Origin of the sequence: Nocardia sp. NPDC004604, assembly GCF_040609795.1 — a bacterium.
GTDB lineage: Bacteria > Actinomycetota > Actinomycetes > Mycobacteriales > Mycobacteriaceae > Nocardia.
Genome location: NZ_JBEXLC010000137.1, coordinates 1 through 23,886, shown reverse-complemented (window position 1 = coordinate 23,886; position 23,886 = coordinate 1). Strand labels below are relative to the sequence as shown.

At 65.1% G+C, this 23,886-nt stretch carries 9 protein-coding genes; 6 read left to right on the top strand and 3 right to left on the bottom strand.

Going from position 1 to position 23,886, the window contains the following annotated elements:
• Positions 1-373: 373 nt before the first annotated feature.
• Complete coding sequence (locus ABZW16_RS34480; protein WP_354960300.1) at positions 374-934, bottom strand: TetR family transcriptional regulator; 561 nt, start codon at positions 932-934, stop codon at positions 374-376.
• 37 nt (positions 935-971) lie between these two features.
• Here ABZW16_RS34480 and ABZW16_RS34475 point away from each other — a divergent pair, with 37 nt between their 5' ends.
• On the top strand, positions 972-2,012 hold the full coding sequence (locus ABZW16_RS34475) for an epoxide hydrolase family protein (RefSeq protein WP_354960299.1): 1,041 nt from the start codon (positions 972-974) through the stop codon (positions 2,010-2,012).
• A 282-nt stretch (positions 2,013-2,294) separates the two neighbouring features.
• Here ABZW16_RS34475 and ABZW16_RS34470 read toward each other — a convergent pair whose 3' ends face one another.
• Entirely contained in the window at positions 2,295-3,026 is a 732-nt protein-coding gene (locus tag ABZW16_RS34470) for a response regulator transcription factor (RefSeq protein WP_354960298.1), read from the bottom strand.
• Positions 3,027-3,334: 308 nt separating this feature from the next.
• On the opposite strand from ABZW16_RS34470, the gene ABZW16_RS34465 reads away from it, so the two are divergent.
• The 4 genes from ABZW16_RS34465 (at position 3,335) to ABZW16_RS34450 (ending at position 7,765) form a co-directional block, all read left to right on the top strand.
• Positions 3,335-4,378, top strand: a complete 1,044-nt coding sequence (locus tag ABZW16_RS34465) for a GNAT family N-acetyltransferase (protein WP_354960297.1) — start codon at positions 3,335-3,337, stop codon at positions 4,376-4,378.
• Positions 4,366-5,619, top strand: coding sequence for an MFS transporter (locus tag ABZW16_RS34460; protein ID WP_354960296.1), 1,254 nt, complete (start codon positions 4,366-4,368; stop codon positions 5,617-5,619). The genes ABZW16_RS34465 and ABZW16_RS34460 overlap by 13 nt, the downstream gene beginning before the upstream one ends.
• Positions 5,616-6,899 carry a lysine 2,3-aminomutase gene (locus ABZW16_RS34455; RefSeq protein ID WP_354960295.1) on the top strand — a complete coding sequence of 428 codons (1,284 nt, stop codon included), beginning with the start codon at positions 5,616-5,618 and terminating at the stop codon, positions 6,897-6,899. Before ABZW16_RS34460 ends, ABZW16_RS34455 begins: the two co-directional genes overlap by 4 nt.
• A gap of 677 nt (positions 6,900-7,576) precedes the next feature.
• The gene (locus ABZW16_RS34450; protein ID WP_354960294.1) at positions 7,577-7,765 is read left to right on the top strand and encodes a hypothetical protein; all 189 of its coding nucleotides are present in this window, start codon (positions 7,577-7,579) and stop codon (positions 7,763-7,765) included.
• A gap of 40 nt (positions 7,766-7,805) precedes the next feature.
• On the opposite strand, the gene ABZW16_RS34445 is transcribed toward ABZW16_RS34450, so the two are convergent.
• On the bottom strand, positions 7,806-23,309 hold the full coding sequence (locus ABZW16_RS34445; RefSeq protein WP_354960293.1) for an MFS transporter: 15,504 nt from the start codon (positions 23,307-23,309) through the stop codon (positions 7,806-7,808).
• On the opposite strand from ABZW16_RS34445, the gene ABZW16_RS34440 reads away from it, so the two are divergent.
• The gene (locus ABZW16_RS34440; protein ID WP_354960292.1) at positions 23,295-23,471 is read left to right on the top strand and encodes a hypothetical protein; all 177 of its coding nucleotides are present in this window, start codon (positions 23,295-23,297) and stop codon (positions 23,469-23,471) included. The genes ABZW16_RS34445 and ABZW16_RS34440 overlap by 15 nt on opposite strands.
• Positions 23,472-23,886: the final 415 nt, after the last annotated feature.

Below are 23,886 nucleotides of genomic sequence, written 5' to 3'. Positions count from 1 at the left end.
TTGACCCGCCCCTACGGGCCGGGTCAACACACCGAGTTATTCAGCAGTCTCCTAGTGCCGCTTCCAGATAGCTCCTGCCGTATCGGCCCCTGGGTCCAGGGGCGGTCGAAGGTAGTCGAAAGGTGGTCACCCAGGCCGTAATCGACCGCCATATGACTACGCTCGGCGAGCAGCCGAAGTGGGTAGCGCAGCAATCTATCCGGACGGGGGAGTAGGCATGGGGGTGGCGATCGCCGCGACGCCGGGAGTATTCACCGCTATCCGTGTGGGTCGGTGCCGGATATCGCCGTGATCGCGATGGTCGGCAGACGTCGATGACCGGACCGCAGGTGCAGACCGGAGGCGGAGTTTCGGTACTTTTTGCTGTCGTGCCTCACCCGTCGGCGAGGCGTTGGATGGTGGCGCTCAGCCAGGCCTGGAGATCAGCGGGGTCGCCGAGTTCGGAACGCAGGACCCGGCGGCGGGTCGAGACGCCGAGCACGAACGCGTCGATCGCTGCGGCTCGGCTGCGGGCGTCCGGGTCGTCCAGGCCGCTGTCGCGCAGGTATCGGTGCAGCGGCTCCAACGAGTTGGTGTCGAGGAAGGCGGCCAGCGCCTCCGCAGCCTCCGGGCGTTCACCGGACGCGCGTTGCAGCACGAGCAGCGGATCCTGTCCGGGTGCACCGAACCAGCGCTGGACGATGCTTGCCGCGAGGCGCGCACCCAGGCCGGAACGGTCGCCGTCGAAGGAGTTCGAGACCGGGATCTCCACCTGGGTTGCCGCCAGGAAAAGGCCATCCTTGCCGCCGAAATAGCGCGTGATGAGGTTGGGCGACACGCCGGCCGCGTCGGCCACGCCTTTGACCGTGATCGCTGCGTACCCGTGCTGGGCGAACTGGCGTTGCGCGTGCTCCAGGATCCGCTGCCGGGTGGCGGCCGCATTGCGGAAGGTCATGTGTACGAGCATACACATCATGTGTACGCTGATACACATGAACGACGAGATGCGAGAACGACTCCAGCGCACGCGGCGTGTCACGACCCCGTGGAGCGACGACGGGACGCGCGGCATCATCGGCACCCGCCTCGACGAACTGCTCGAACGCTGGGCGAGCGGGTACGACTGGGGCGTGCATGAGCGCCGCATCAGCGAGTTCCCTTGGGTGACGGTGCGAGCAGGTGACACCGACCTGCGTGTGATCCATCAGCGGTCCGCGGATCCCGGTGCCCCGGTTGTCGTACTGCTGCACGGCTGGCCGGACTCGGTGCTGCGGTTCGAGCGCGTCCTGCCCTTGCTCGCGGACATGCATGTGGTGGTTCCCGCGCTGCCGGGCTTCCCGTTCGCGGCCCCGCTCACCGTTGCCGGTATGTCGGTCAACCGGATCGCGCGGATCGTCGCGGACGGTCTGGATGAGCTCGGTTACTCGCGGTACACGGTGTCCGGCGGCGACGTGGGTGGCACCGTGGCGGAAATCCTCGCGGCCGAATACCCCGACCGGGTAGCGGCCCTGCACCTCACGAACATTGCCGCGCGGCGTGCGCTCACGGCGGACCCGGCGAAGCTCGCGCCCGACGCGGCGGCCTACCTCGACCGGGCGGCGCAGTGGTTCCGGACCGAGGGTGGGTACATCGCCGAGCAGTCGACGCGGCCGAACACGCTCGCCGTCGCCCTCGGTGACTCACCCGCCGGCCTCGCGGCGTGGATCGTCGAGAAACTGGAGTCCTGGTCCGACGAGTCGGCCTTCACTGTGGACGAGCTTCTCACCTGGGTCACCGCCTACTGGGTCACCGGCACGATCGGCACCTCCTTCGCCACCTATGTCGAACCGGTCACCCTCCCCGACCAGATCGACACGCCAACCGTACTGTCGGTGTTCCCGCGCGACATCAAACCGGAGCCGCGCAGCTACGCCGAGGCGTTCCTGAACGTTTGCGATTATGTGGAACACCGTGCCGGCGGCCACTTCGCAGCCTGGGAACAGCCCGAGGCGTACTCCCGCGACATCCACCGTGCGGTCGAGCTGGGCGGCTGAAACGAAGCTTGCGAATGCCCCACCGCTGCAACGCCGCACACCCGGCGCAGCCCATGCCGCGGCACTCCGCACCGTGAATGTTCGTGGTCGCGGCACCAGCGAGTGCTCGGTCCAGCTGCCCTACCCGCTCCGACTGCTCGCCGAGTGTCATATGGCCTCGAACACGGCCTTGGGGCTGGATATGGCAGGAGCTAGCTGGACGCGGCACTCGCTCGGAATTCTTTGTCCGAGAGGATGATCGAACCTACATCGGCAGGCATCGCGGTTCGTTGGTTGAGCACTTCAGCGCGACCCTGATGTCGCGAGTGCCGGAAGCGCCGCTGGTACGACCGGCCCCGGCGCCGCGGCCTCCGGATTCCACCGGTAGCCATAGCTGTGGATGGTCGTGATCAGGCCGGGGCGGTTCAACTTTGTCCGCAGCCTGGTGATGTGCACGTACAGCGCGTGCGACACCCCGACGAACGCATCGCCCCAGATGTGGTCCAGCAACTGCTGACGGCTGACCGCCGCACCGGGGCGCTCGACCAGCTCCCGCAGCAGTTCGAACTCGACCGGGGTCAGCTGCACCGGTCGCCCGGCGACCTCGACCATCCCGGCCAGCAGATCCACCCGGACGTCTCCCGCGACGACCGTCTTTGTCGGCGGGAGGTTTTGGCGGGCCGCCGGAGCGCGTCGGGCGATCGCGTGCAGCCGGGCCGCCAACTCGCCGATGCGGGGCGGCTTCACCAGGTAGTCATCGGCTCCGCTGCGTAGCGCGCGTACCACCGAGCGCTCGTCGGAGTCCGCGGTGAGCACGAGTACCGACATCGAACTGACTTCCCGCAGCTTGCGCAGCGCCTCCAGCCCCGGCATATCCGGCAACTCGAGGTCGAGGATGGCGGCGTGATAGCGATGGTGCGCGACCAACAGGTCCGCAGCTCTGCGTTTGTGATCCACCTGATGGCCCCGGCGGCGCAGCCGGTGCGCCAGCGCTTCGGCCTCATCGCGATTGTCATCGACCACGATCACCCGCATACCCGACACCCCTGCCTTCGAATGCTCTGTGCCCGGCCGACTTCGGTTCGGACGGTCGCGATTCGGACACTAGGGCAGCCGCGAGAAGAGATCATCCGCCATTCCTGATGGGAATATCCGCATTGATGCGCGGCGGATCGCCAGGTCAGCGGCGATGGAGTTCGCGTTCCCACGTGCGGGGACAATTCTTTATCGCAGCCTAACGCGCCGCTTAATATGGTGTCGTCAATTGACGGCACGTTCGATCGGGTGAATCCGCGGCATCAGCGCCGATCCCGCTCACCCATCGGGAAATCTGCGGGTGAGCGATGCGCGTTGAGCTGAGAACGTCAGAGATCCGCCCCACGGAATGGGCCGTGCTCGCGGCCGCGACCGCGGATTTCGCCGTATCGGATCGTTGGTTGGAAACGATGGGGCCGCTATTGCCGGGCGAGCCGCGCTGGATGGTGGCCTATGTCGACGGACGACCGCAAGTCGGGCTGTACACCCGTTTGCTGAAATCCGCACCGGCGGAACCACGTTACGATATCGCCGCCATCTTGCGCGGGGAGATCCCATCGCCCGAACCGCGATCGCCACTGGGGTCCGCGCCCGATGCCGCATCGCTGTATCCGGCGGTGCTGGCGCTGCAGCCCGGCTATACCTGCGTTCCCGCTGGCCCCGGAGCGACCGACCCGGTTGTCCTCGGCCACACAGTCCGGGCTGTACACGCCTGGGCCGAGCAGCAGGGTGCCCGGTCGGTGTCGTACCTGTACGTCCCTGAGCGGCAACACATCTTGCACAGCGTGCTGGAAGACTTTGGCGCACAGCCGGTCCGGCTGTATCCGACGTGTGTCATGCCGGTCGATTTCGGAGATATCGACGGGTATCTGGCACAGTTGCCGCGCGAACGGCGGCGGGATCTGCGACGGCTCCTGCGCCGGATCGGCGAGAGCGGAGCAGAACTGGGCGAGGCCGATCTCAGCGAGGTCCGCGACGAGGTGTTGGAACTGCGAATGGGGTTGCTGCGCAAGTACAACTCCGCCGGCGACCGTGCCGCCCAGGCGGCGACGTTGGACCGGATGATCCGGCACTACCCGCCCGAGGATCGAGTGGTGACCACGGTCCGGCAGGGTGATCGGGTAGTCGGCTTCTCGCTGTCGCTGCGGCATGGGAATGCGTTGCGAGCGCTGTGGTGTGGGCAGCGGCCGCAGGCACACGGCGCGTATTTCGTGATGCTGTTCTACGGATTGGTGGCGGCCGCATTGCGCCGGGGGTGCACCAGCATCGACTATGGAACCCTCAAGTGGCAGGAGAAGGTTTCCTACGGCTGCCGACTGGAGCAGTTGGCGGGTCACACATGGCTATTGTGAACGGCCACAGCGGAACTCGGCTGTTCATTCCGGGCCAAATCGTCTCCCTGCTCGGTGACGGGTTGGCCGTGCTGGCCATTCCCCTGCTGGTGTTGGAGTTGACCCATAATCCCGTCGCGGCGGCACTGGCCGCCACACCGCGCACGGTCGGCTACCTGGTCGCCGGGCTACCGGCCGGCCCGGTGGTGGATCGCGCCGATCCCTGGCAGGTGCTCATCATCGCCGATCTGGTGCGGGCGGCGATCTTCGTCGTGCTCTTCGTACTTACCGCCGTGCGAGTCGGTTCGGTGGGTGTCATCCTGGCGCTCGCCTTCGGTGCCGGGGTTGCCGGAGTCTTCTTCGAGACGGCATTGGCGGTTGCGGTGCGGGATATCTATCGTGATCGAGCACTGGTGCGCACCAATGCAATTCTTGAAACGGCGAGCCAGACTTCGATACTGCTCGGGCCACCGATAGTTGGATTGCTGTCCGCCGCAGTCGGATTGGGTACCGCCCTGCTGGTGGAGGCGGCGACATTCGTGGTATCACTTGCGACGCTATGGGGAACCTACCGTCGCCTACCGAAATCCATCGATCGCCGAGATCCGGTGTCGTGGCGACTGTTCGGAGCCGAATTCCGTACCGGATTGCGCTATCTCGCGGCGTCCTCGGCCATCGGCGCATTGGCCGTGCTGCAAGTGATAACCAACCTGTGTCTGGCGGTCCAGACGTTGATCGTGTTCTTCGCGCATGACTATCTCGGCATGTCGGCGGGGCTGGTCGGCGTAGTGGTGGCCGCCGGTGGCATAGGCGGAATCCTCGGTGCCGCAACCGCTCCCGTGTTCATGACCCGGTTCCGTCCGGTACCGCTGTGTGTGGCCGCTATCCTGTTGATCGGCATCGCCTTGGGCACAGTGGGTTTCGCGCCGAACCTCTGGTGGTTCGCGCTCGGCAATGCCGTACTGATCTGGGCCGATGTGCTGGCCAGCATCGTGGTCCGCACACTGCGGCAGCAGCTCGTGCCGCGCGAGCTGCTCGGCCGGGTCACCAGTGCCATGCGGACGGTGGTGCTGGCGGCCGCGCCGGTCGGTGCGGTGCTCGCGGGCCTGCTCACGCACCTCGACGGCAATAACCCGCGTCCGGTCTTCCTAGCGGCCGCGGTACTCATCGGGCTGTGTTCCCCGATCGTCTGGACTTTTGGACTGCGACGCCATCGCGACATTCCCCTGCTCCGCCGCGACGAAAAGATGGTGACCGTATGAAGCTCTACACCGGCGAACGCCTGGCCGAATTGGCCCTGGCGCGTGGCCTTTCCGAGGAATACCTGCGTGATCTGCGGATCGTGTCCGCGGTGTTGCCGTTCCGTGTGAACGACTATGTCGATCGCGAGTTGATCGACTGGACGGCAGCGCCCGACGACCCGATCTTCCGGCTCACCTTCCCGCACCGAGATATGCTGCCGCCCGAGGTATTCAGCAGTATTGCCGAGATGTACGACGCCGACGCCTCGCGGGAAGTGCTGGCCAAGGCGGGCGCGCAGGCGCGTCGGCTGCTCAACCCACATCCCGGTGGCCAACTCGACGCGAATATCCCTGTTCTGCAGGGGAAGCCGCTACTCGGACTGCAGCACAAGTATCGCGAGACCGTGCTGGTGTTCCCGTCGCAGGGACAGACCTGTCATGCCTACTGCGGCTACTGCTTCCGCTGGGCCCAGTTCGTCGGAACCGAGACCCGCCAGGCGATTTCGGATCCCACCGTAGTGACCGCCTATCTGCGCGAGCATCCTGAGGTCACCGATGCGCTGTTCACCGGCGGCGACCCGATGATCATGCGGACCGCGGTGCTGCGCCGCTGGGTCGATCCACTGTTGGAGCCGGGCCTGGAACATATCCGCACGCTGCGTTTCGGTACCAAGGCACTGTCCTATTGGCCGACCCGATTCACCGACGACGCGGATGCGGATGACCTGCTGCGCCTGTTCGAACGATGTGTGGCCGCGGGGCGGCACGTCGCCGTCATGGCGCACTTCTCGCATCCGCGGGAGCTGTCCACCGCCGCGGTCCGCAGGGCCATCGCCCGCATCCGGGACACCGGTGCGGTGATCCGGGCGCAGGCGCCGCTGATCGCGCACGTCAACGACGATGCCGATGTCTGGGCGCGGATGTGGCAGTCGCTGGTCGAGTCCGGCGTGATCCCGTACTACATGTTCGTCGAACGAGACACCGGCGCTCGCAACTATTTCGAGGTTCCGCTGGCACGGGCACTGGAGATCTACACCGATGCCATTCGACAGGTATCCGGCCTGGCCCGCAGCGCCCGCGGCCCGGTCATGTCCACCCATATCGGCAAGGTTGTCCTCGACGGCGCCCCAACCATCATGGGTACCAAGGTCTTTGCGCTGCGCCTGCTGCAGTCTCGTGACCCGCGTGACACCGGCAAGCAATTCTTCGCACGCTATGACCCTGGGGCACATTGGCTCGACGATCTGACACCCGCCCTCGGCACGACTATTCCCGAGGGATCTCGGAGTGAGGTCGTTTAGTCGTCCAGCGACACAGTGCCGTCGCAGCCGCTCGTCGAGGTCGATCTGGTGCAGGCGGCTGCCACGTCCCCACGGCCCCGGCCCGAATTCGACTCGATCGCGGAGACGGTGGAATCCATTGCGCCGTATTCCGGAGCGGAGTTCACGCGCATGACCTCGGCGCCGACGGTCGAAACCCGGACGGTGTCCATCGCGGGCCGGGAAGTTGCGTCAGTGTTCGAGTTCGGTCCAGGGGATGGCGATGGGGAACGGGGGGTCGATGGTGGTGCCGTCCGGGTTCTCGTGGGTCCATTCGTCGGCGAGGATGTAGTTGGCCGGGCGTCGCGGAAGTGCTCCAGAATCGGGAAGGCCCTCCCATAAATTTCGGCTTTGTGCCGGGCTTTTCGACTAATCGGCAGGGGTTCCCGTTTTCGCTTCCGGGATGCCCGCAGTGGGTGTGTCCTAGTCGTGGCGGTCGGCCGGACCCCTCGGGTCGACCGCCACCATCGACCACCGACACACCGAAGCGAAGGTCCGCAATGCTGACGAACATCCAAGCGGGACAGCCGGATACAGTCGGCTTGCGGAGTCGGCCGCGCCGCAACGACACTCGCACACCAATAGACACCATCCACCGAACCGAAGCCGATGGCCTGCAAGCAACCTGGCAGCTGAACCAGCAGCATGAAATCGGAATCATGTTCGTACACAACACATCCGACGCAACCCGGGTCGCGTCGTTCGATCCCGGCGGCTATCCCGATCTCGTCCAGGCGCGCGAACGGCTACCGAAACTCGCGAAGCTCTGGGACGCCGTCCGCCACCACTTCTGGACCGAAGCCATTCCGGCGCACCGCCGTTCGCATCCATCCGACACGCGGAAGTGAGTCGGATGCCGACCAGGACAGGCGCTGCGGATTTGTTGGTTCAATGTTCGGCCTGGTCACCTTCGGATGGGCGAACCTCGCCGAGGTCCTCGGAGTTCGTGTCGACCTTGTCGCGGGTCCCTGCCGTGGGCGACTGCTTCGGCTTGGAATCGAATGTGGCACTTGATATTGCACGGTCGAAGCGGGTCTGCCATTGCGCGTCGGTCTCCCCGTTGGGATCGGGGTAGTGGGCGCCTTCGGCCAAATCCGCGAGTCGCAGCGACAGACCTTCCAGATACGTGTCGATCAATTCGACCCGGGTGCCGTCGACCGGCTCTTCGGTTTCCCAGGTTCCGTCGAGCTCGTCGGCGCTCACCTCGTTCAGCTGCGCGTGCAGGTGCAGTTTGACCAGCGCTTCCAAAGTGTCTACATAGCCGAGCATTTCCGGGTCGGAACTATCGGTGTACGTCTGTCGCAGCTCGGCGATAGCGCTACGCCATTCGGGTGATGTCCGGGTGTCGTGTGGATATGGCAGGCCGAACTGGTCGGCCAGATCGTCGCGAAGCTGACCGAGTATCCGTAGCACCTCGATGGGTTTACGGGTGGGCGGCATGGCGTCCTCCGCCTGTGCCGCTATCTCCTCGAAGATCCTGATCACACCTGAGTACCATTCCCAGTGGCGGAGATCGAGGTACTCGGACTCCGAGGTACGGATTCGCTCGCGGATGTCATCCAGTTCCGAGCTCGGAATATGATGCTTGATATATGTGGCCAAGCCATTTTTTATCGCCCAGAAATGATCGCTGAACCCCTTTGGTTTCGGCCACTCGTCCTGGTATGCGTTACTATTGTCGATCGGCACTATCTGGAAGCCGTGCGCGAGCAGCCAATTGGCGCCCTCGTGTCGATCCCATGGGCGAATCAGCATGTCGCCCAACCCCTGGCGCATTGCCGCGGGCGTCGGGAAATGCTCGCGCCAGCCATCTTTCCCGTGCCAGAACAGCTTGTTCGCGGGAATCCCCGGCACATACTCCACCATCAGCGTGAGGTCGTCGAGGCGCAGTACCTCCGGGGCGCGTGCTCCGGCATCCCGGAGCGTTCGCGCGCCCAATTTCTCGGCATCGGCGTGGACCTTTTCCCGGACCTTCTTCAGGACCGCCTGATAACCATTCCGGTAGATGATCAAGTAGACCGATGCCGACGAGGTGTGATGATCCACGGTCGTGAGGCGTATACGCACGACCTCACCCGAGGCTTCCGCTTCGATCAGCTTCTCGGCGAACGATCGCTCATCGGCGAGGTCATTCAGCCACGCCTTGGCATCACGGTCGGCCTCACGGGTGTCCGGACGGTTGACGTAGTACTGGATCGCAGGTTCCGGCTCGGTGTGGTCGCCGGGCACCGCTTGCACGGTCAGCTGGGCATTCTCGTCGATCAATACCTGCAGGTACTCGATCGGAATCCCTTCTTGCGCGGCCCATTCCCGCAGCCTCGGCATCAGCTCGTCCACCAGGTTCTGTTGGCCGAGTAGTGGCGATGCGACCACGATGCCCTGGCCCGGCACTACGCCGATTCCCTCGATCCGGTGACCGTCATCATCCAGAAGCGGTTCCGCGCCCAAAGCCTTCAGCACATCCCGGGCCGCCAACACCGCCAGCGCCGTCCGCACCTCGTGCACATGGTTTCGGGCGTTCTTGATATGCGGTTTCAGCAACTCGAAATGCTCGGCCGCTTTGGGGACCAACTGCTCCGCCTCGTCGCGCAGCACCAGCGTCGCGAACCCGTCGACAACGAGCCGACGTAACGCCGTGTCGAACCGCCGACGCTGCCTGGCCTGCAGGTCCTCGATCACCTGCTCGACGGCCTCGACCTCCTTACCGTGCGCCTCCTCGGTCTTCATCCCGAGGTTCCGAGCCAGCCGCAGCCCTTCCGCCGCCACCTCCGCCGCATCCTTCTCGGCGGTCTCGAGCGCTCGGCGCAGCGGCGGTGCCAGTTCTGGAGTCGCTGCGGGCGGGTCGTCGGGGGCGTTCTGCGGTGGCGCGTCTACTTCCGGTGGTATGGACGGCTGTTCGACGGGGCCCAATTCCCGGGCGTTGTCAGGGTCATGATGGAAATCAACTCCACCGTGCGGAATTCCAGCGAATCCGGGTCCGCCCATGCGCGGTCGGCGGTGTCGGCGTGGGGTGGGCAGATCGAGTGCGGCATGAAGGTCGAACTCGTGGAAGGGGACCGCGGGTCCTGGCGGGGGCGGGCCGCCCGCACCGCGAGGTGCATCGCCCTGCGCGAGCGCTTCAGCGGTGATCTCGTGCGCGGCCTTCTTGTCGCCGGCGATTGCCAGTACCTCGTCGAACACCGTGGTCGAATTGGCGGCCGTCTCACCTGATGGACTCGCGGGTGTCGGCTGCCCGGGGCGGTCCGGGTTTGTTTGTTGCGCAGCCGCTTCCGGAGCCGGTTCGGGACTGTCGGAACCGTGCCGTACTGCGAACGCGGTCAGCACTGTCCCGCCACCGACCTGGAAGCGTCCGGAGAACAGCATCCGAGGAGAGGCGCGGCGTTGATCGATCGCCGGATGCACCTCGATGGACCCGGATTCGGGATGCGCCGGATCGGGCCTGAGCGTGACATCCACGTCGTCTGGACGGATCTCGACCCCCGCCAGCTGGAACTGTAGGTCGATGACGTTGTCCTTGGCCGAAGCCAGCACCTGATCCCAATGGATTCCGGGGTGTGCGGACGCGAGGTCTCGCACGAGCAGACGTTCACCGTGTCGAATGCTGCCCGGCCGCGCGGTGAGGTGGGCCGGCGCATGATCTTTGGCATCGAGACCGATGGCACGGTACACGTCGCCGGGGGCGGCCGCCGTCGCAGCGTATCTGCCGGTTCCGGTGGCATCACCCACCAGGCCTGCCGGCCAGCGCGGTGCGCCGTTCGGCGCTATCGGGATGGGCTCGTTCTGCAGCTCGAGACCGTGCAGCATCCGTTCGGCACACAGGCGCAATGTCAGCGCCGGGCTGCGTTCGCTGTCGAGAATTTCTGTGGCGTGAACGTCGGGGGGCAGCACGTGCCGGATCAGGGGTTGGCTCGGCGTCTCGGCAGGAACACCAGTTGCACCGTCGGATATCGAATCGACGGACGTGTTCTGCTCGGGTGGCTCGGTTGCGTTGGACCTGGCGTCATCGATTATTCCGAGCCGCAGTGCCATCATGGCCATCGGTATCGACTCGCGGACGCCGAGTTTCTCGCCGATGCGTACACGGTGGCGCTCGACGGTCTGACGGGTTACCTTGCGTTTGTGGGCGATCTGCTGGTTGGTCCTGCCTTCGGCGATCAACTGGAGCAACTCGATCTCGTCCTCGGACAGATCGAAGTCCGTTGATGCCGGCGTATCGGTAGTCGTGAGCAGGCCCCGGCGCCTGGCCTTGACCACCGCGGCAATGATGCTCGCAGTATTCAGCTTCTTGGCCGCACTGGTGTTGTAATTCGAGACGGTCCCGGGACTCAATCCCAGTCTTGCGGCGATCTCATCGCGCGACAGGCCCTCGTAGGTCAGCTGTAGTACCTCGACTTCACGAGGAAGCAGCCCGGTGTCGTCGATCGGTTTCGCTCGTCGGCGCGGCCCGCTCGCCGATTCTGTAGCGCTTTCGAGCGCATCGTTCCCGGCGAGTGTGGACCGGTTTTCGGTGCCTACCGCATCCGGTTGCCCGTTGCCGAGGTCGGCGCGCTCGAGTCCGCCGGGATGTCGCCATCCGGCTTCGTCCGCGGTGGGTGGCACCGCGCTGGTGCCACTTGCAGGACCGCCGCTCGGCGGTCCAGGATCCGGTCGTGGCGTGGCAGTACCGCCGCCGGGGCTGTCGTCATCGTCGTGGTTCGTATCGTCGACGATTGGGCCTGTGTTCTCTGATTCGTGGGCTGCATTGTGGTTGGCTCCGCGCGCCGCGCCACCGCCGTTGTTGTGCCACACATCGAGTTGGGGTGCTCGCTTGCGTGCACCCCCGAGGTTCACTTCTTCCCAGGGGTTTTCGCCGACGGCTGGATAACCTATCAGGGGGCTGCGCCGTGGTTTTTGCTGCGGCCCGGAATTGTTGGCACCGTCATCGTTCGTAGCGTCGACTACCGGGCTGGACTGTGCGGTGTTCACATCGCTGATCAGCTCGACCAACGGATCGGTGCCGTCCGCCCGGGTAGAATCTGGATGGGCACCGCTGCTTTCCGTGTCCGGTACCGGCAGGGTCTCGGATCCACGCTGGCGCAGGCCGAACAGGCGTCTGATCAGCTGGTGCGCGGCGCCACCGATGGCTGCGGCGTGGTGCGCGGCGACGCCGACGGCGGCCGCACCGATGATGCCAGTCGATATCCAGCCCGGGACGAAGATTCCCTGTGTCGAAAGCAGGGCGCCGCCCAGCAGCGGACCGGCGGCCGCTCCGGAGTACATGACCAGATCCTTCGCGCTGTTCGCCCGGCCGTAGAGCTCCTCGGGAATGGCCTGCTGTAGGTGTCCTGCCACCCGGACATTTATGCCGACACCGATGATCGAGGTGCCGAGTGCGCCAGCGGCCACGACGAAGGGGTTGGGGGTTGCCGCTTGGAGTGCGGCGACTCCGGCGAAGCCGAACAGCGCTGCCGGGTACAGGAGGTTGGCTTTGGTCTTGCTGATCAATTTCTTCGGTAGCAGCCCGCCGATTACGCCACCGATAGCGCTGGCACTGACGACCGCCGCGGTGGCCACTGCATGCATGTGGGCCTCGTCGATGATGGTGGCCGTGCGCAGGTTCAAAATCCCGAACGCCGCATTTGTGGCCACCGTCGCCAGGGTGTATTCGCGAAGAAATGGCTCATCCCAGACTGCACGCCCGCCGTCGCGAATATCGTGGAATAGGTCGCGGAATGCGCGGCCGTCCGTCGGGACATGCCGGGGGACAGCCTCTCGCAGGCGAGACAGCGCCCTCAGGTTCCACAGAGATGAGAGGCCGTTCGCTGCGAACGGCAGCCAGTTCGCCACATTCAGCACGATGGGCCCGAGCGCGCGCCCACCGGTACCGGCGACATACCGATCGATTTCCGCCATCCGGTTCGCTGCCATCAGCTGCTCGGGTGTGACCAGATCTCGAACCGTACCCAGGAGGCTGCGCAGGTAAAACGTCGCCGCAACCCCCTCGACCAGGGTTGTCCCGGTGAGTACCGGGCCGATATCCGAGACACCGAGCCCCACCGCGGCAGCGGCGACGGTGGCGGCCGTGACACTTGTCCACTGCGCGGTCCGCATTATCTCGACGCGGTCATGGAAGTCTGCGGCATACCCCGCCAGCGGCTCGGACAAGGCCTTCGCTGCCAAGGGGGCGAATGAGGTGAAGCCCGCCGCCACCGGCGAATGTGTCAGTTCCAGCATCGCCAGTGGTAGCGCCGACTCCTGAATGCTGAAACCTATGTTGGAGATCGCATTCGGAATGTACAACCCGGCTCGGTATGCCCTATTGGTGGTGAGCAACTGTTTCGGCGAGACCGACTCTTCGGGTTCCTGGGACGGCTCGGCGGGCGATGCCGGTGCCGATTCGGCGGCCGGCGTCTGTCCGGGTTCGGCGGCCGCGCTGGCAGCCGCTTGTTTCCTCCGCTTGCCGGGCAGCCGGAATGCACGGCCTTCCGGATTCCGGCCGAACCCATCGAGCACCGGATCGAACGCACCCGGCTCGCGCCGCAGCGGCGGATCCGGTTCCAGCCCCTCGGCTCGGCCACCGATGATGTCACCTATCGCGCTGATCCCGAACCCTGCCGCGTCCGCGTTTCGATTCTCTGCCGCCGCGCCGTCGCGGCCGGGCGGTAGTTGTGGGCTCGGTGCGCCGCCGTTGTCTGCCGCGTTGCCCGCCTCAGCGGCCGTTTCATCCGGTCGGTCGGGTTCGGCGTTTCCTCGTTGCGCACCGCCGCCAGCGATATGCAACACACCGAGTTCCTTCTTGCGTGCAGGCACGAACTTGAAATCGCCTCCATCCAATGGGGCGTCGGCGTCGGGGAGTGCGCCCATGCCGATCAGGGGGGCGTGTCGTGGTCTTTGCTGCGGTTCTGGGGTGTGGGGTTGGTTGGGGGCTGGTTCGGCGACGCTCGTCTGCCAGTGGTGGCTACCATCCTGGGGCGCTTCGGTGGTTGATTCGGATCGTGTGACATCGACGGGCCCCGTGTCACCGGTGCCGAGTTCGGCCGCTATGCGAATCCGGAAGTCCTGCACCGCATCCGGGGAGACAGTCGTCGAATCACGGTCGGCGGTGGTCGGCAGGGTTCCGACGACGATGCGAAGCCTCTCGAGTTGGCTTTGCGACATTCGGGCCGAAGTGGGATCTGTGTCGGGCGGTGCGGGTATCACCTGAAGCGGGCCGTCGGCGCCGACCTTGTCGGCCAGTTGTGTCAGGAACCGTTGGACTTGCTTCGGCGTCGCGCCGAGGACGGCCCCGACGGTTGCGCGTGACATGCCGTCCGCTACCAAGCGAAGAGTGTGTGCCTCGACTTCGGTCAGCGCGATCGTGCGTACGTCTGGACGCGTTGCCTCCGCGATTGTCGCGTCCCGCCCTCGGGTGTCCATTTTGCGGGCGGCTCGGCCGAGGTGGTCCTCCGCGGTGTGCGGTGAAATACTGAGTCGCTGGCCGATTTCGCGATTCGACAGTCCCAGTGCGGCCAGGCCAACCACGTCGGCCTCGCGACGCGAAAGCTTGCTGAGTGCGACCGAATTCAACGGAGCGGGCGACACCGTCGGTTCAATCGGCTCTTCGGATGATTCGACCTGAGGATCAGGCGCGGCTCCATCGGCAGCCGGGGCGTCGTTGTTGGAGTCCTGCGAGTCGGAGTCGTCGATGATGCCGTTGCGTATCGCCATCTCGACGATCCCGTTCCGATCGCTGATGCCGAATTCACGAACGATAGCGGCTTTCTGTGCCTGTACCGCAAACTTGGAAGTCCCAGTGGCGACCGCGATTTCCGGGAATGTCTTGCCCTTTGCCATCAGACGAAGAATCGCGATCTGACGAGGAGTCAGTCTGTGGGTGACACCGGGCTCTACAACGTCACGGGGGGACGCCACCTGGGACGCGTACAACTCTTCCAGCCGGCTCAGGACATCGACCAGCAGCTCGCTCTCCTTGTGGACGATGCTTCCCCCACTGAACGAGTCCGGGGATTGCTCTTGTGCGGGCCAGAGGTTTTCGCGGCGTTTGTCGGCGAGATGTCTGGCTATCCGGCGGATGGCCCCGTCCGCCATAAGCTTGATTGTCGGCTGCTCGAGCCGCATTGCCACGGCTAGGTCGGCCGGCTGTATGCGCTCACGGAACAGGCTGAGTACGATACGACGTTGCTTAGCCCCGAGCAGGGCGAGCGCCTTCTGTAATTGCGATTGATCGGCCTCTGCCAATGCTCGACGCAGTGCCTCGAGCCTGGTGCGCTCGGCGCGCACGATCGCCTTGACCAAGCTGTCGGCGGCCTCGACTACGATGTCCTCGATTTCGTCGGGATCCGATTGTGTTTCCGCTGCAAAAGGCTTGCCGGTATCCAGACCCCGCAGGGCAGTCCGCTGGTTAAGTGGAAGTCTGTCGATGGCCTCCAGAATTTGCTCGGCGGTGGCCTCGGCCAGCGCCTGAGCTGGATCGGGTGCTTTGACATCGGCTGCCAGTATCGCGCAGAGCCCAGCCCGAAACTCGATGAACCCAGCTGGTCTCCGCGGGGTGCCTTTCGTAGGACCAGCCGAGTCGCTACCGCCTTTACTGCCAGTCCAAGGCGTTGGCTTGCTGGGCTGACGACGGTTGTTCCACGGTGTTTCCGGGAGGGGACGACCTGCTGATTCCGCGTCGTCGAAACGGTTGACCACCGACGGTGCCGCGTCCTTGTCGCCATGCACGCCCGCGGCATCGACCGGGGTGTCGGTGCGGCCGTCCTCCGCGGCTGGCGGCGCTATCGCTTCGTGCGTTTCGTGTAGCGGTTCGGTTGTCGGGGACCGGGTTTGGGTTTGGCTCTGCGTGGGTCCGGAGCTGCTCCCGTCGCGCTCGGACCGGTCACCCATCGGGCCGATCGGGTAGTCGGCAAGCGGCTCACCTGGCGTCGCCGCGACGTTGGTGTCGGGGTCGAACAGGGCCTCGGGTCGCAGGCCGGTGACGTCGTCGTTCTGGACGAAGGCGACCCCGAAGTAGGTGGCTCCCGATTCGTCCGGGGTGCCGCGCACATGCCGTGTCCACTGTTCTTCGCGCGGACGGTACTCCATCGGTTCTTCGCGCGGGTCGTAACCGACCAGTTCGCGTCGCCAGACATCGCCGTTCTCATCGGCTTTCGTCAGATATAGGTGTGCGCCGAGACCATCCGGACGATCGAACACAACCGCCACCCGTGCCCCGGGACCGAGATCACGGAGCAAATCCGCGGCCTTGTCGCGTGCGGTGCCGTTCTGGTCGGCGACGAAACCTCCGCGCAGCCACCCCGCGCGTGTCGACCAGCTGAACTCCGCGGCGAACATTTCCTCCGGCGGGCCCTGTTCCGTGCGCCGTCGGACCGGTAGTCCCTCGCGCTCGAGCGCATCTATGGCGTTCGGCGCGCAATCCTTGGCGTTCGCGCCTTCCAGCAGCAGCGCCAGCGCTAGGTCGTCCCAGGACACCGGTGGCCCGTCCGGGCTTCGGAATGCGACCGAGCCGTCACCGCGCACCGTCGAATCGGATTGCGGCTCTGGGGCTTCCAGTAGGAGGCCAGCGAGTCCGGGATCTTGCTTCGCACGGAGTACCAACTCGTCGGCGCCCTCGTGCCCGGAGACGAGCTGGAAGCCGGGCAGTGGTGGCCGTCCACCCGGCCGGGTTGCGTAGTAATCGCGAATTCGCTTGCGCGCTGAAAGATCTTCGATCAGTGCTGGCAGGGCCTGATCCACACCGGCGCCACCCGTCATGCGCAGCGCCCATGCGACTCGTTTTCCGGGATTGTCGCGTGCGGCCGCCTCGACGTCCTGCGCAAGTTGCGCGACCGCGGCGATCACGGATGTCGCGGTGAGGTCCTGATCGAAGACTCGAACGTGCACCTCGTCGGCGGCATCGACATCCCCGATGGCGAGTTCGAAATGTGCCGGTATTTCGAAATGTCCTGAGTAATAGTCCAAGACGTGCACACGCGGGTGGCTGGGTAGATCGGCGGCGAGTTCCGCGGCCGCGGCCATGCCCAGCACCGCCGCTTCGAGACGCATCCGCTGTCGTAGGAAGTCGGCCTGCTCGAATTGCAGCTCGAGCGCCGCCATCGGATCCGCGTCGTCGGGCTGCTGCAGTGCCAGCTGCAGGTCACTGTCCAGCATCTCCCGGGTGATCCCCAACCGGACGATCCGGTCGCGCCAGCGCGCGGGCAAGGCGCGCTTATCGTCGTGCGGTTGGGGAACCAGTGCCCAGCGCTGTTCCCGATTCAGCGCATCGAAACCCATTACGGCCGCGGTGACCTCGTCGACATCTCCGCTATGGGAAACATCGGAGCGCACCGTGGAAAGCTGATACCACGCGCCGTCCGCGATCTGATCCAGTTCCGGATGCTCCGCGGCCCAATCTTTCGGTAGCACCGGACGGGGCTCTGTACGCGGGGCGAGCATATCGTCGGCGAGTGCGCCGAGCTGCTTGTCGAGGTTACGAATCTGCTGATGCCAGCGGTGGAACTCGACGTATTCCGGCGCGGTCAGCTCGTCCGGCAGTGCCGGGTGAGGCAGCCCGAGAACGACCAAATCGGCCATTGCGCCGATCGCCGCGCGGGCTTGCTCCCGTCGCGCCTCGGCTGCCTGCCGCTGCTGGGCGATAGCGTCGAGCCGACCGCGCTGGCCATCCAGGATGCGGGATTCCTCGGCGGCCGCTGTCCGCGAATGGAATTCGACGAATTGCTTCGCGTTGCGGAGTCGGGGGTCGTCGTCATGCGTGCCATTGGTCTCCAGGAAGGTGACCACCCAGCTGACCCACTCGCCCAATACCGCTCGGTCCACACCGAGCTGTTGCGCGAGCTCGGCCGCCGCCTCGTCTCGCTTGCGTCGCACGGTATCCAGGTCCTGTGCTTGCGCCGCCGTCGAATCGGCATGGCTTCGGGCCTCGTCGACCTTGTCGAGCAGCCGAATTTCCGCGTCCAACGCATTGACCCGCTCGGCTGCCGCCAGCATGTCGCGGTTGGCCTTGAACGACTCGAGATTTGTGCGCGTTATCTCGTCGGGCGGCCGCGGCGGATCCGCACGCTTGTCGTCGTCCAGTCGCGGGGCCAGAATCGCCTGTGCCTGAGTGGAATTAGTGCGCAGTGCCCGCAACACCTCGGAACCCGGCGTCAAGTTCGTCGGATCGATGCCGTGCCGCTCGGCGAGCTCGTCGCGCCGAGTGCGAGCCTGCTCCCGCTGTGTCGCAAGGCGCTCGCGGGCGTCCGGCGGGCTCGCTTCAACGCCGTCGCCGTGACCGGAACTGCCTGTGCTCGTGGCATTTTCGCTGTTGGCGGCAGGTGTGGGGTTGTGCTGAGTGTCGGGGGCCGACGCTACGGCTCGCGCCGTGCCAGTTTCCTGGTCCGGTGTCCGGCGATCCTGCGGATCGTCGGGTCGGCCCTGCATCGGGCCCAGGACTTTGCGGTTGCGCGGGGTTTCCAGGCCGGGCTGGTACGCGTAGCGGTTCGTGAGGTTGTCTTCGTCGTCGGTGGTGAGGAAGGCAACATAGGCCTCTTTGATATCGGGGTAGGTCTCTTTCCATTTGTCGAGGATCCGGACGCGCGGGATGCGGTCGCGGTCGTTGCGGTCGGTGTGGGGGTCGCCGGGGTTCTTGATGTTGGTGTCGAAGATGACGATGTCGCCGCCGGATTTGTTGTCGGTGTTGGTGACGGTCAAGGAGTGCATATCCTCGCCGTCGTCGATGAAGAGGACGGCGGTGTCGACTCCGTCCTCGTTCTGGACGGCGTCTATGGTTTTGGCGATGGGGTTCTCGGTGTCGGGGTCGAACTCGATTTTGACGAGTTGTGTTCCGATGGCTCTTTGGAGGTGTTTAGGGCTCTTTTGCCACCATTTGGGTTTGATGCCCGTGTTCAGGCCGAGCGCCCAGGTTGCTTCAGATGTTTGGTTGATGCAGTCCAACAGCTTCCGGGCTTTGAAGAGCCGCTGGAGAGACCAGCCCGCATTGGGTCTGTTACGCGTGGCGTGCGCGATTCCGACCGAGACCGCTGCTGAGCCGACCAATAGCGCCGCATCGGTCAAGCCTGTCACGGTACCGCCAGCCCTTTCCAACAGAGAGCCGCCGAATGCGCTGCCGAACATTCCGCCTGCGATACCCACGATTGCCGACGCGGCGTTCGCCTTGCCGAGAGTCTCCACGGGGACTACTTCAGCCTGATACTCGAGAATCTTCTGATTGCTGAACATCATCAACGAACCGGTGACAACCGAGGTCGGCCAGATGATCAATGGATTGGATGTGGTCGCGTACTCGGCCATGAGTCCGCCGAATGCCGTCAGCATGAGCGGATGCATCCATTTCACGCTGATGCGATCCATGAACCGCTTACGGGTCGCCGCGGCTGCGGCGAGTAGGACTCCTGTGCTGCTACTGGACAAGAGCAGTCCGGTCGTGGTTGCCGAATAGCCCGCTGTGTTGATCATTTCCGCCAGTTGCACTCCGCCGGACCAGAGCGCAAAGGTCGACGGGAGCAGCAGCACGCCCGTGTAGCGCAGGTAGGGGTCCCGCCACACGGCGCGGGCGCCATCGAGCAGGCGGGTCTGTGTGGTCGGCTCCGAGGTCACCGGGGGAAGTTTGTTCAGCATCCACCGATTCACCGCATAGGATGCGGCGTCGGCGAAGAACGGAAGGCTTGACGAGACGCGTTCGAGCGAAGGAAAAATAAACCCGCCAAATGCTCCGGCCGCTTGGCGCTCCAGCAGTGACAGGGTTATCGAGGCGTCTTTCTGTGCCTTGGTCTCGGCCAGCCTTCGGCCGTAGATCATCGTGCTGGTCGCCGCGATGGTGTCGATTGCCCGGAGGACAACAGCCGATCCGATGACGGCCTCCAGCGCGCCTGGCATACCGGAAAGGACCCACCCGCCGCCGAAAGCGGCGACCCCGGCTCCGATTGTCGACAACTTGCCTAGTCTCTCGAGGCTTCCGGGCATGTCCGCGAGCTGTCCGGCCGGACCTTGCGCGAGCAGCGCGGCGAGTTGGGTCGCTGCGGTCGCGAAGCCGGTCAGCTGCGCGGAACCACTCATGTCATAGATCAGCGGCGGGATGACGCCGGCCAGCCCAAGGCCGCCCATGGCGGAGATTCCGGAGCCGCCGAACAGCAGAGCCAGGTTCTTGTTCTCGGGCCGCGGCCCCTTGCTGCGGATCCATTGCAGGAGGCGGGAATTCGGTGTTGTTACGGACCCGTCCGTATTGGGCGTGGGTTTGGCGGGTGTTGATTCGTCCGGGTTTTCGGGTGGTTGGTTGCCGGGGAGGTTGTGGTTGAAGACGCCGCCGCGCTGGAAGGAGACGGGGCCGGGTTCTCTTTTAGGTGCGGGCTGGTTGCCGTCGAACTCCTCGAGTTGCGCCATGGCGGCACGGTGTTCGCCCAGGACTTTTTTGGCGATGTCGAACAGTCGTTGCCTGGCGGCTTCGGTGTCGGCGGGTAGTTGTTCCCGGGCGGCGCGGGCGTGGACTCTGGCGGCCAGGTTTCGTGCGATGAGTGGGTTGCCGAGCTCGGCCATCAGTCGGTGGTAGACCTGGCTGTTTTCCGTAGGCGCCGTGGGTTGGTCGGAAATCTCGGTGGAATCGTCGGAATCTGTTGCGGTTAAAGCTGATTCGGTGTCAACGGTGCTCGCCGATTCCCTGAGCACATCGTCGTCGGATGCGCGGCCCTCATCGACCACTTCTGCGGTCGTCTCGAGCATGACGACCGGCGCAGCTGTGTCGATCCCCGGCCCCCTCGAGTCGGACCCACCCCCGTTGCCGCCCTCTCCGCCTGCGGGGGTGGCAACGGTCTGTGCTGAATCCGGTTCATCCACACCGGTTCTCGCGGAATCCGCCGATTCGGTCGGGACAGCAGAGAGTTGTTCGGCTCCCGGCGCGGCGGTGTTCTGGCTGGTACGCGTGTCTCGACCGTGCTCGATCAGTTTGTCCAGTCGAGGCAGCGAGTCCCTGTGCCAGTCAGCGCAGTCGTACTCCTCGCACAATGGTTGCAGCGCCTCGACGTTGCGCTTATACCTCTCGAGTTGGGACCTGCTTCGTCCGTTGGCTACCCACTCATATGGGTCGGGCTCACGATCGGGGTCTACGGCAGAGACGTAGCTCTTGGAGAACGGGCTCGAGTTCGGGTCAATTGGGCGTTCGAAGGCAAAGGCATGATCAACGCCGAACAACTCGTCACCGTCGCGCAGCACGTTTTCTGCCCGGTCCCAGTTGCCGATCACCAAATCGAGCAGGCCCAATTGCTCCGCGTCCGGGTGGCCCCGCAATGCCTCCATTGCGCCGATCCCGCCGGGGTCGTCGGCGGTGCTCTCGATCAACTCACCAGGCAGCCATGGCATCCGCACGGCTCGGTCGTCACCATCCACTGGGATGACCGGCGGCACCGGTGCGTCCAAGGCATAGGCGTACGCGGAAGCCACAATCTCGGCGGCCCGCTCTTTCGGTCCCAATAGGCTCTTCTCGACCACCCACAAACCGTCGGGATAAATGAGCAGCTCCGTAACGCTATTCTGGGTGTCCCACTCATCGGGTCTTATTCGCGCAGGTCGCCCGGAGCGTTCGGCGCGAGCGAGCCGCGCGGCGAATTCCGCAGCGGACATCATTCGACGCCGTGCCCCGGGCTGTGGGCGCGTGACATCCGCGTGCAATACCGCGTTACTCGAATCCGCTACCGCGGCATCGCGTTCCGCCGCAGTCCCGGCGCGCACGAAGGTCAACTGCTCGGTAGCGACCGCCACTGTCGGATCCGTTGGCTTCGCCAGTTCGCGCACATCGGAACTCGATGGAAAGTCCTCCTGGATCTCGAGCGTCCCGTCCGGCAAGCGATCGAGCAGCGCGGCGACGATCCTCCCGCGCACTGCGTCGGAGTGCGGATCGTCGGCCTCCATATCCGTGTATTCGATCAGCGCGAACCGCGGGCCGTCATCGTAAAAGCGGTACCAAATAAGGCAATTCGCGGTGAAGCCGTTGATTTCGACGCCGACCGTCCACGGAGCGTTGACTGCCTCCCGCAATCTGGCGTGTTCTGGCCCCCGAGCCTCGACCGCGCGCAATACCAGGGAGTTCGGTCGATCGCCCGCCTCGGTGGCGACCACCACCCCGCCGACCGAGTCCGGATAGTCGCGGCAGAGTTCGTCGGGTAGGTCGACCTCTTCCCAGACGACGGTTCCGGAAAAAGGTTCTTCGGGATCTGTTGCGTCCGCTCCGTCTACAGCTGCGGGCTCCGCATCTTGATACGCCGTATCCAAGACTTGGGGCGATGCCGTCGCGTCATCGAGTCGCGGCGGAGTCTTGGCGTGAAGCTGTATATCTTCGGGGTAGTCCGCAAGAAAGGAATTGATCGCGGTGTTGTCGCCTTCGGATTGCGATGGGTCCGCGGGTGCGAGGGCGGCCGAGTCCGGGTGGGTATCGGGTTGTCCGGTCAATGGCGGATCCGGTCGTTCGGTGCGCGGATCCGGTGTCGTTGGACGCTTTTGCGGCGCAGGGTTTTCCGGGCCGAACCGGTTGAATGTCCAGGGGGCTTCGCCTGGGCGCCGTCGCTTGAACCGGCCATCGATCGCGCCAGTGGGGTCGTGGAATTGCACCACTGGTCCGGGTGGCGAGTCGCCCATTCCTGGACTGCCCTCACCTCGTCGGGGGTTTGCGGTCGTTGGTTGTTGCGAATATGGTTCGCTCGCAGCGGGTGTCGGCAGGCTGGGGGCGGCGGGCGGTGACCAAGGCGGCAGTACCGAATCGTCGAAGGTGTTCAGCCAGGGGATTCCGAGCGCGTCCAGTGTGTCGTAGAGCCGCTGGTTCAATGGCGGTCGATGGAAAACGACCAGTGTTATCTCGGGAACCGTGAGACCGTTGTGGATCTGGGCCTGGACAAGGGCCGAGCGGCGGAATCGTTCCCCGGCATAGTCGCGGCCGATGCCTTCGAGACCGAAATAACCGAACTCGCCGTGGCCGCTCGGTGTGGCGCCGAACGACTGGGGCTTCGGATCGGTGGCTGGGCTCGGAATGACCTTCGTGAACGTTGGGCTACCGACACACACCGTCGTTCTCTCGAGAACTGACGCTCCTCCGACGACAATGTCCACCGAGCCGTACTCGGCAAGTGTCTGGAGCAGGGCCTCGAGACGCCAGTCGCCCTGACTGATACGAATGCGCGCATGGATCGGCCGCAATTCCGCCGGGTGATCGTGTCCGAGTCCGTATAACTCCCGCTCGAGCTTTGCCCTTTCCGCAACCGGCTGCTGCGCCAGGAAACTTCTCCCGGCGACTTCGAAGAGGTTCTTGAATCTGCCGTCCGCGAGAATCTTCTCGAGGGTCTCGGCTTCGACCCGGATCACGATTTCGCCGCTGGCGACCACCTGCTTCAGTTCTTCGGTCGTCACCACATCGAGCTGTTCGTGCGTGATCCCCAATTCCGCCGCCAACGCCGCAGCGCGACGCGCATCGCAGACATAGCGCTCGGCGTACGCCCGGTCGCCCTCGTCTGCGATGAGCCGTTCCGCCTCGGCCCGCAGTTCCTGCGCCTGCGGATCACCGGCCTGCTCCGCATCGAGAATTCGCTGAAACAGCTGTAACGCAGCATCACTCGGGCGACGGAACGCAGGAACAGCAGACGCGGGGGGAGGCTCGACCGCAGTCGCTGATGATTCGGAAGTGTCTGTGACCGAATCCTGCTCTGGTGGCGTCGGGTGCCTGCCGCCCGTCGCATCACCATCCAGGATGGGCGTAAGCCGTTCGTCTGTGGGCGACAGGGATTCCACCGGCGGCCGTTCGGAAGTCCGTGCCGTCGAATTCTCTTTATCACCCGCAGCGTCGGGAGTGCGACCGGGACCGGTCGATGGCTTTCCGACGAGCGGGGGAGCCGATGACCCGGCAGAGTCGTCGTCCGGTCGGACGCGGGCCTGCTCGGGTTGCGACTCGGGCCGGTTCTGACGCGGCGGGCGGTCGGGGCTGCTCGGGGGTTGACCCTCCGGGGGGTCGTAGTAGAAC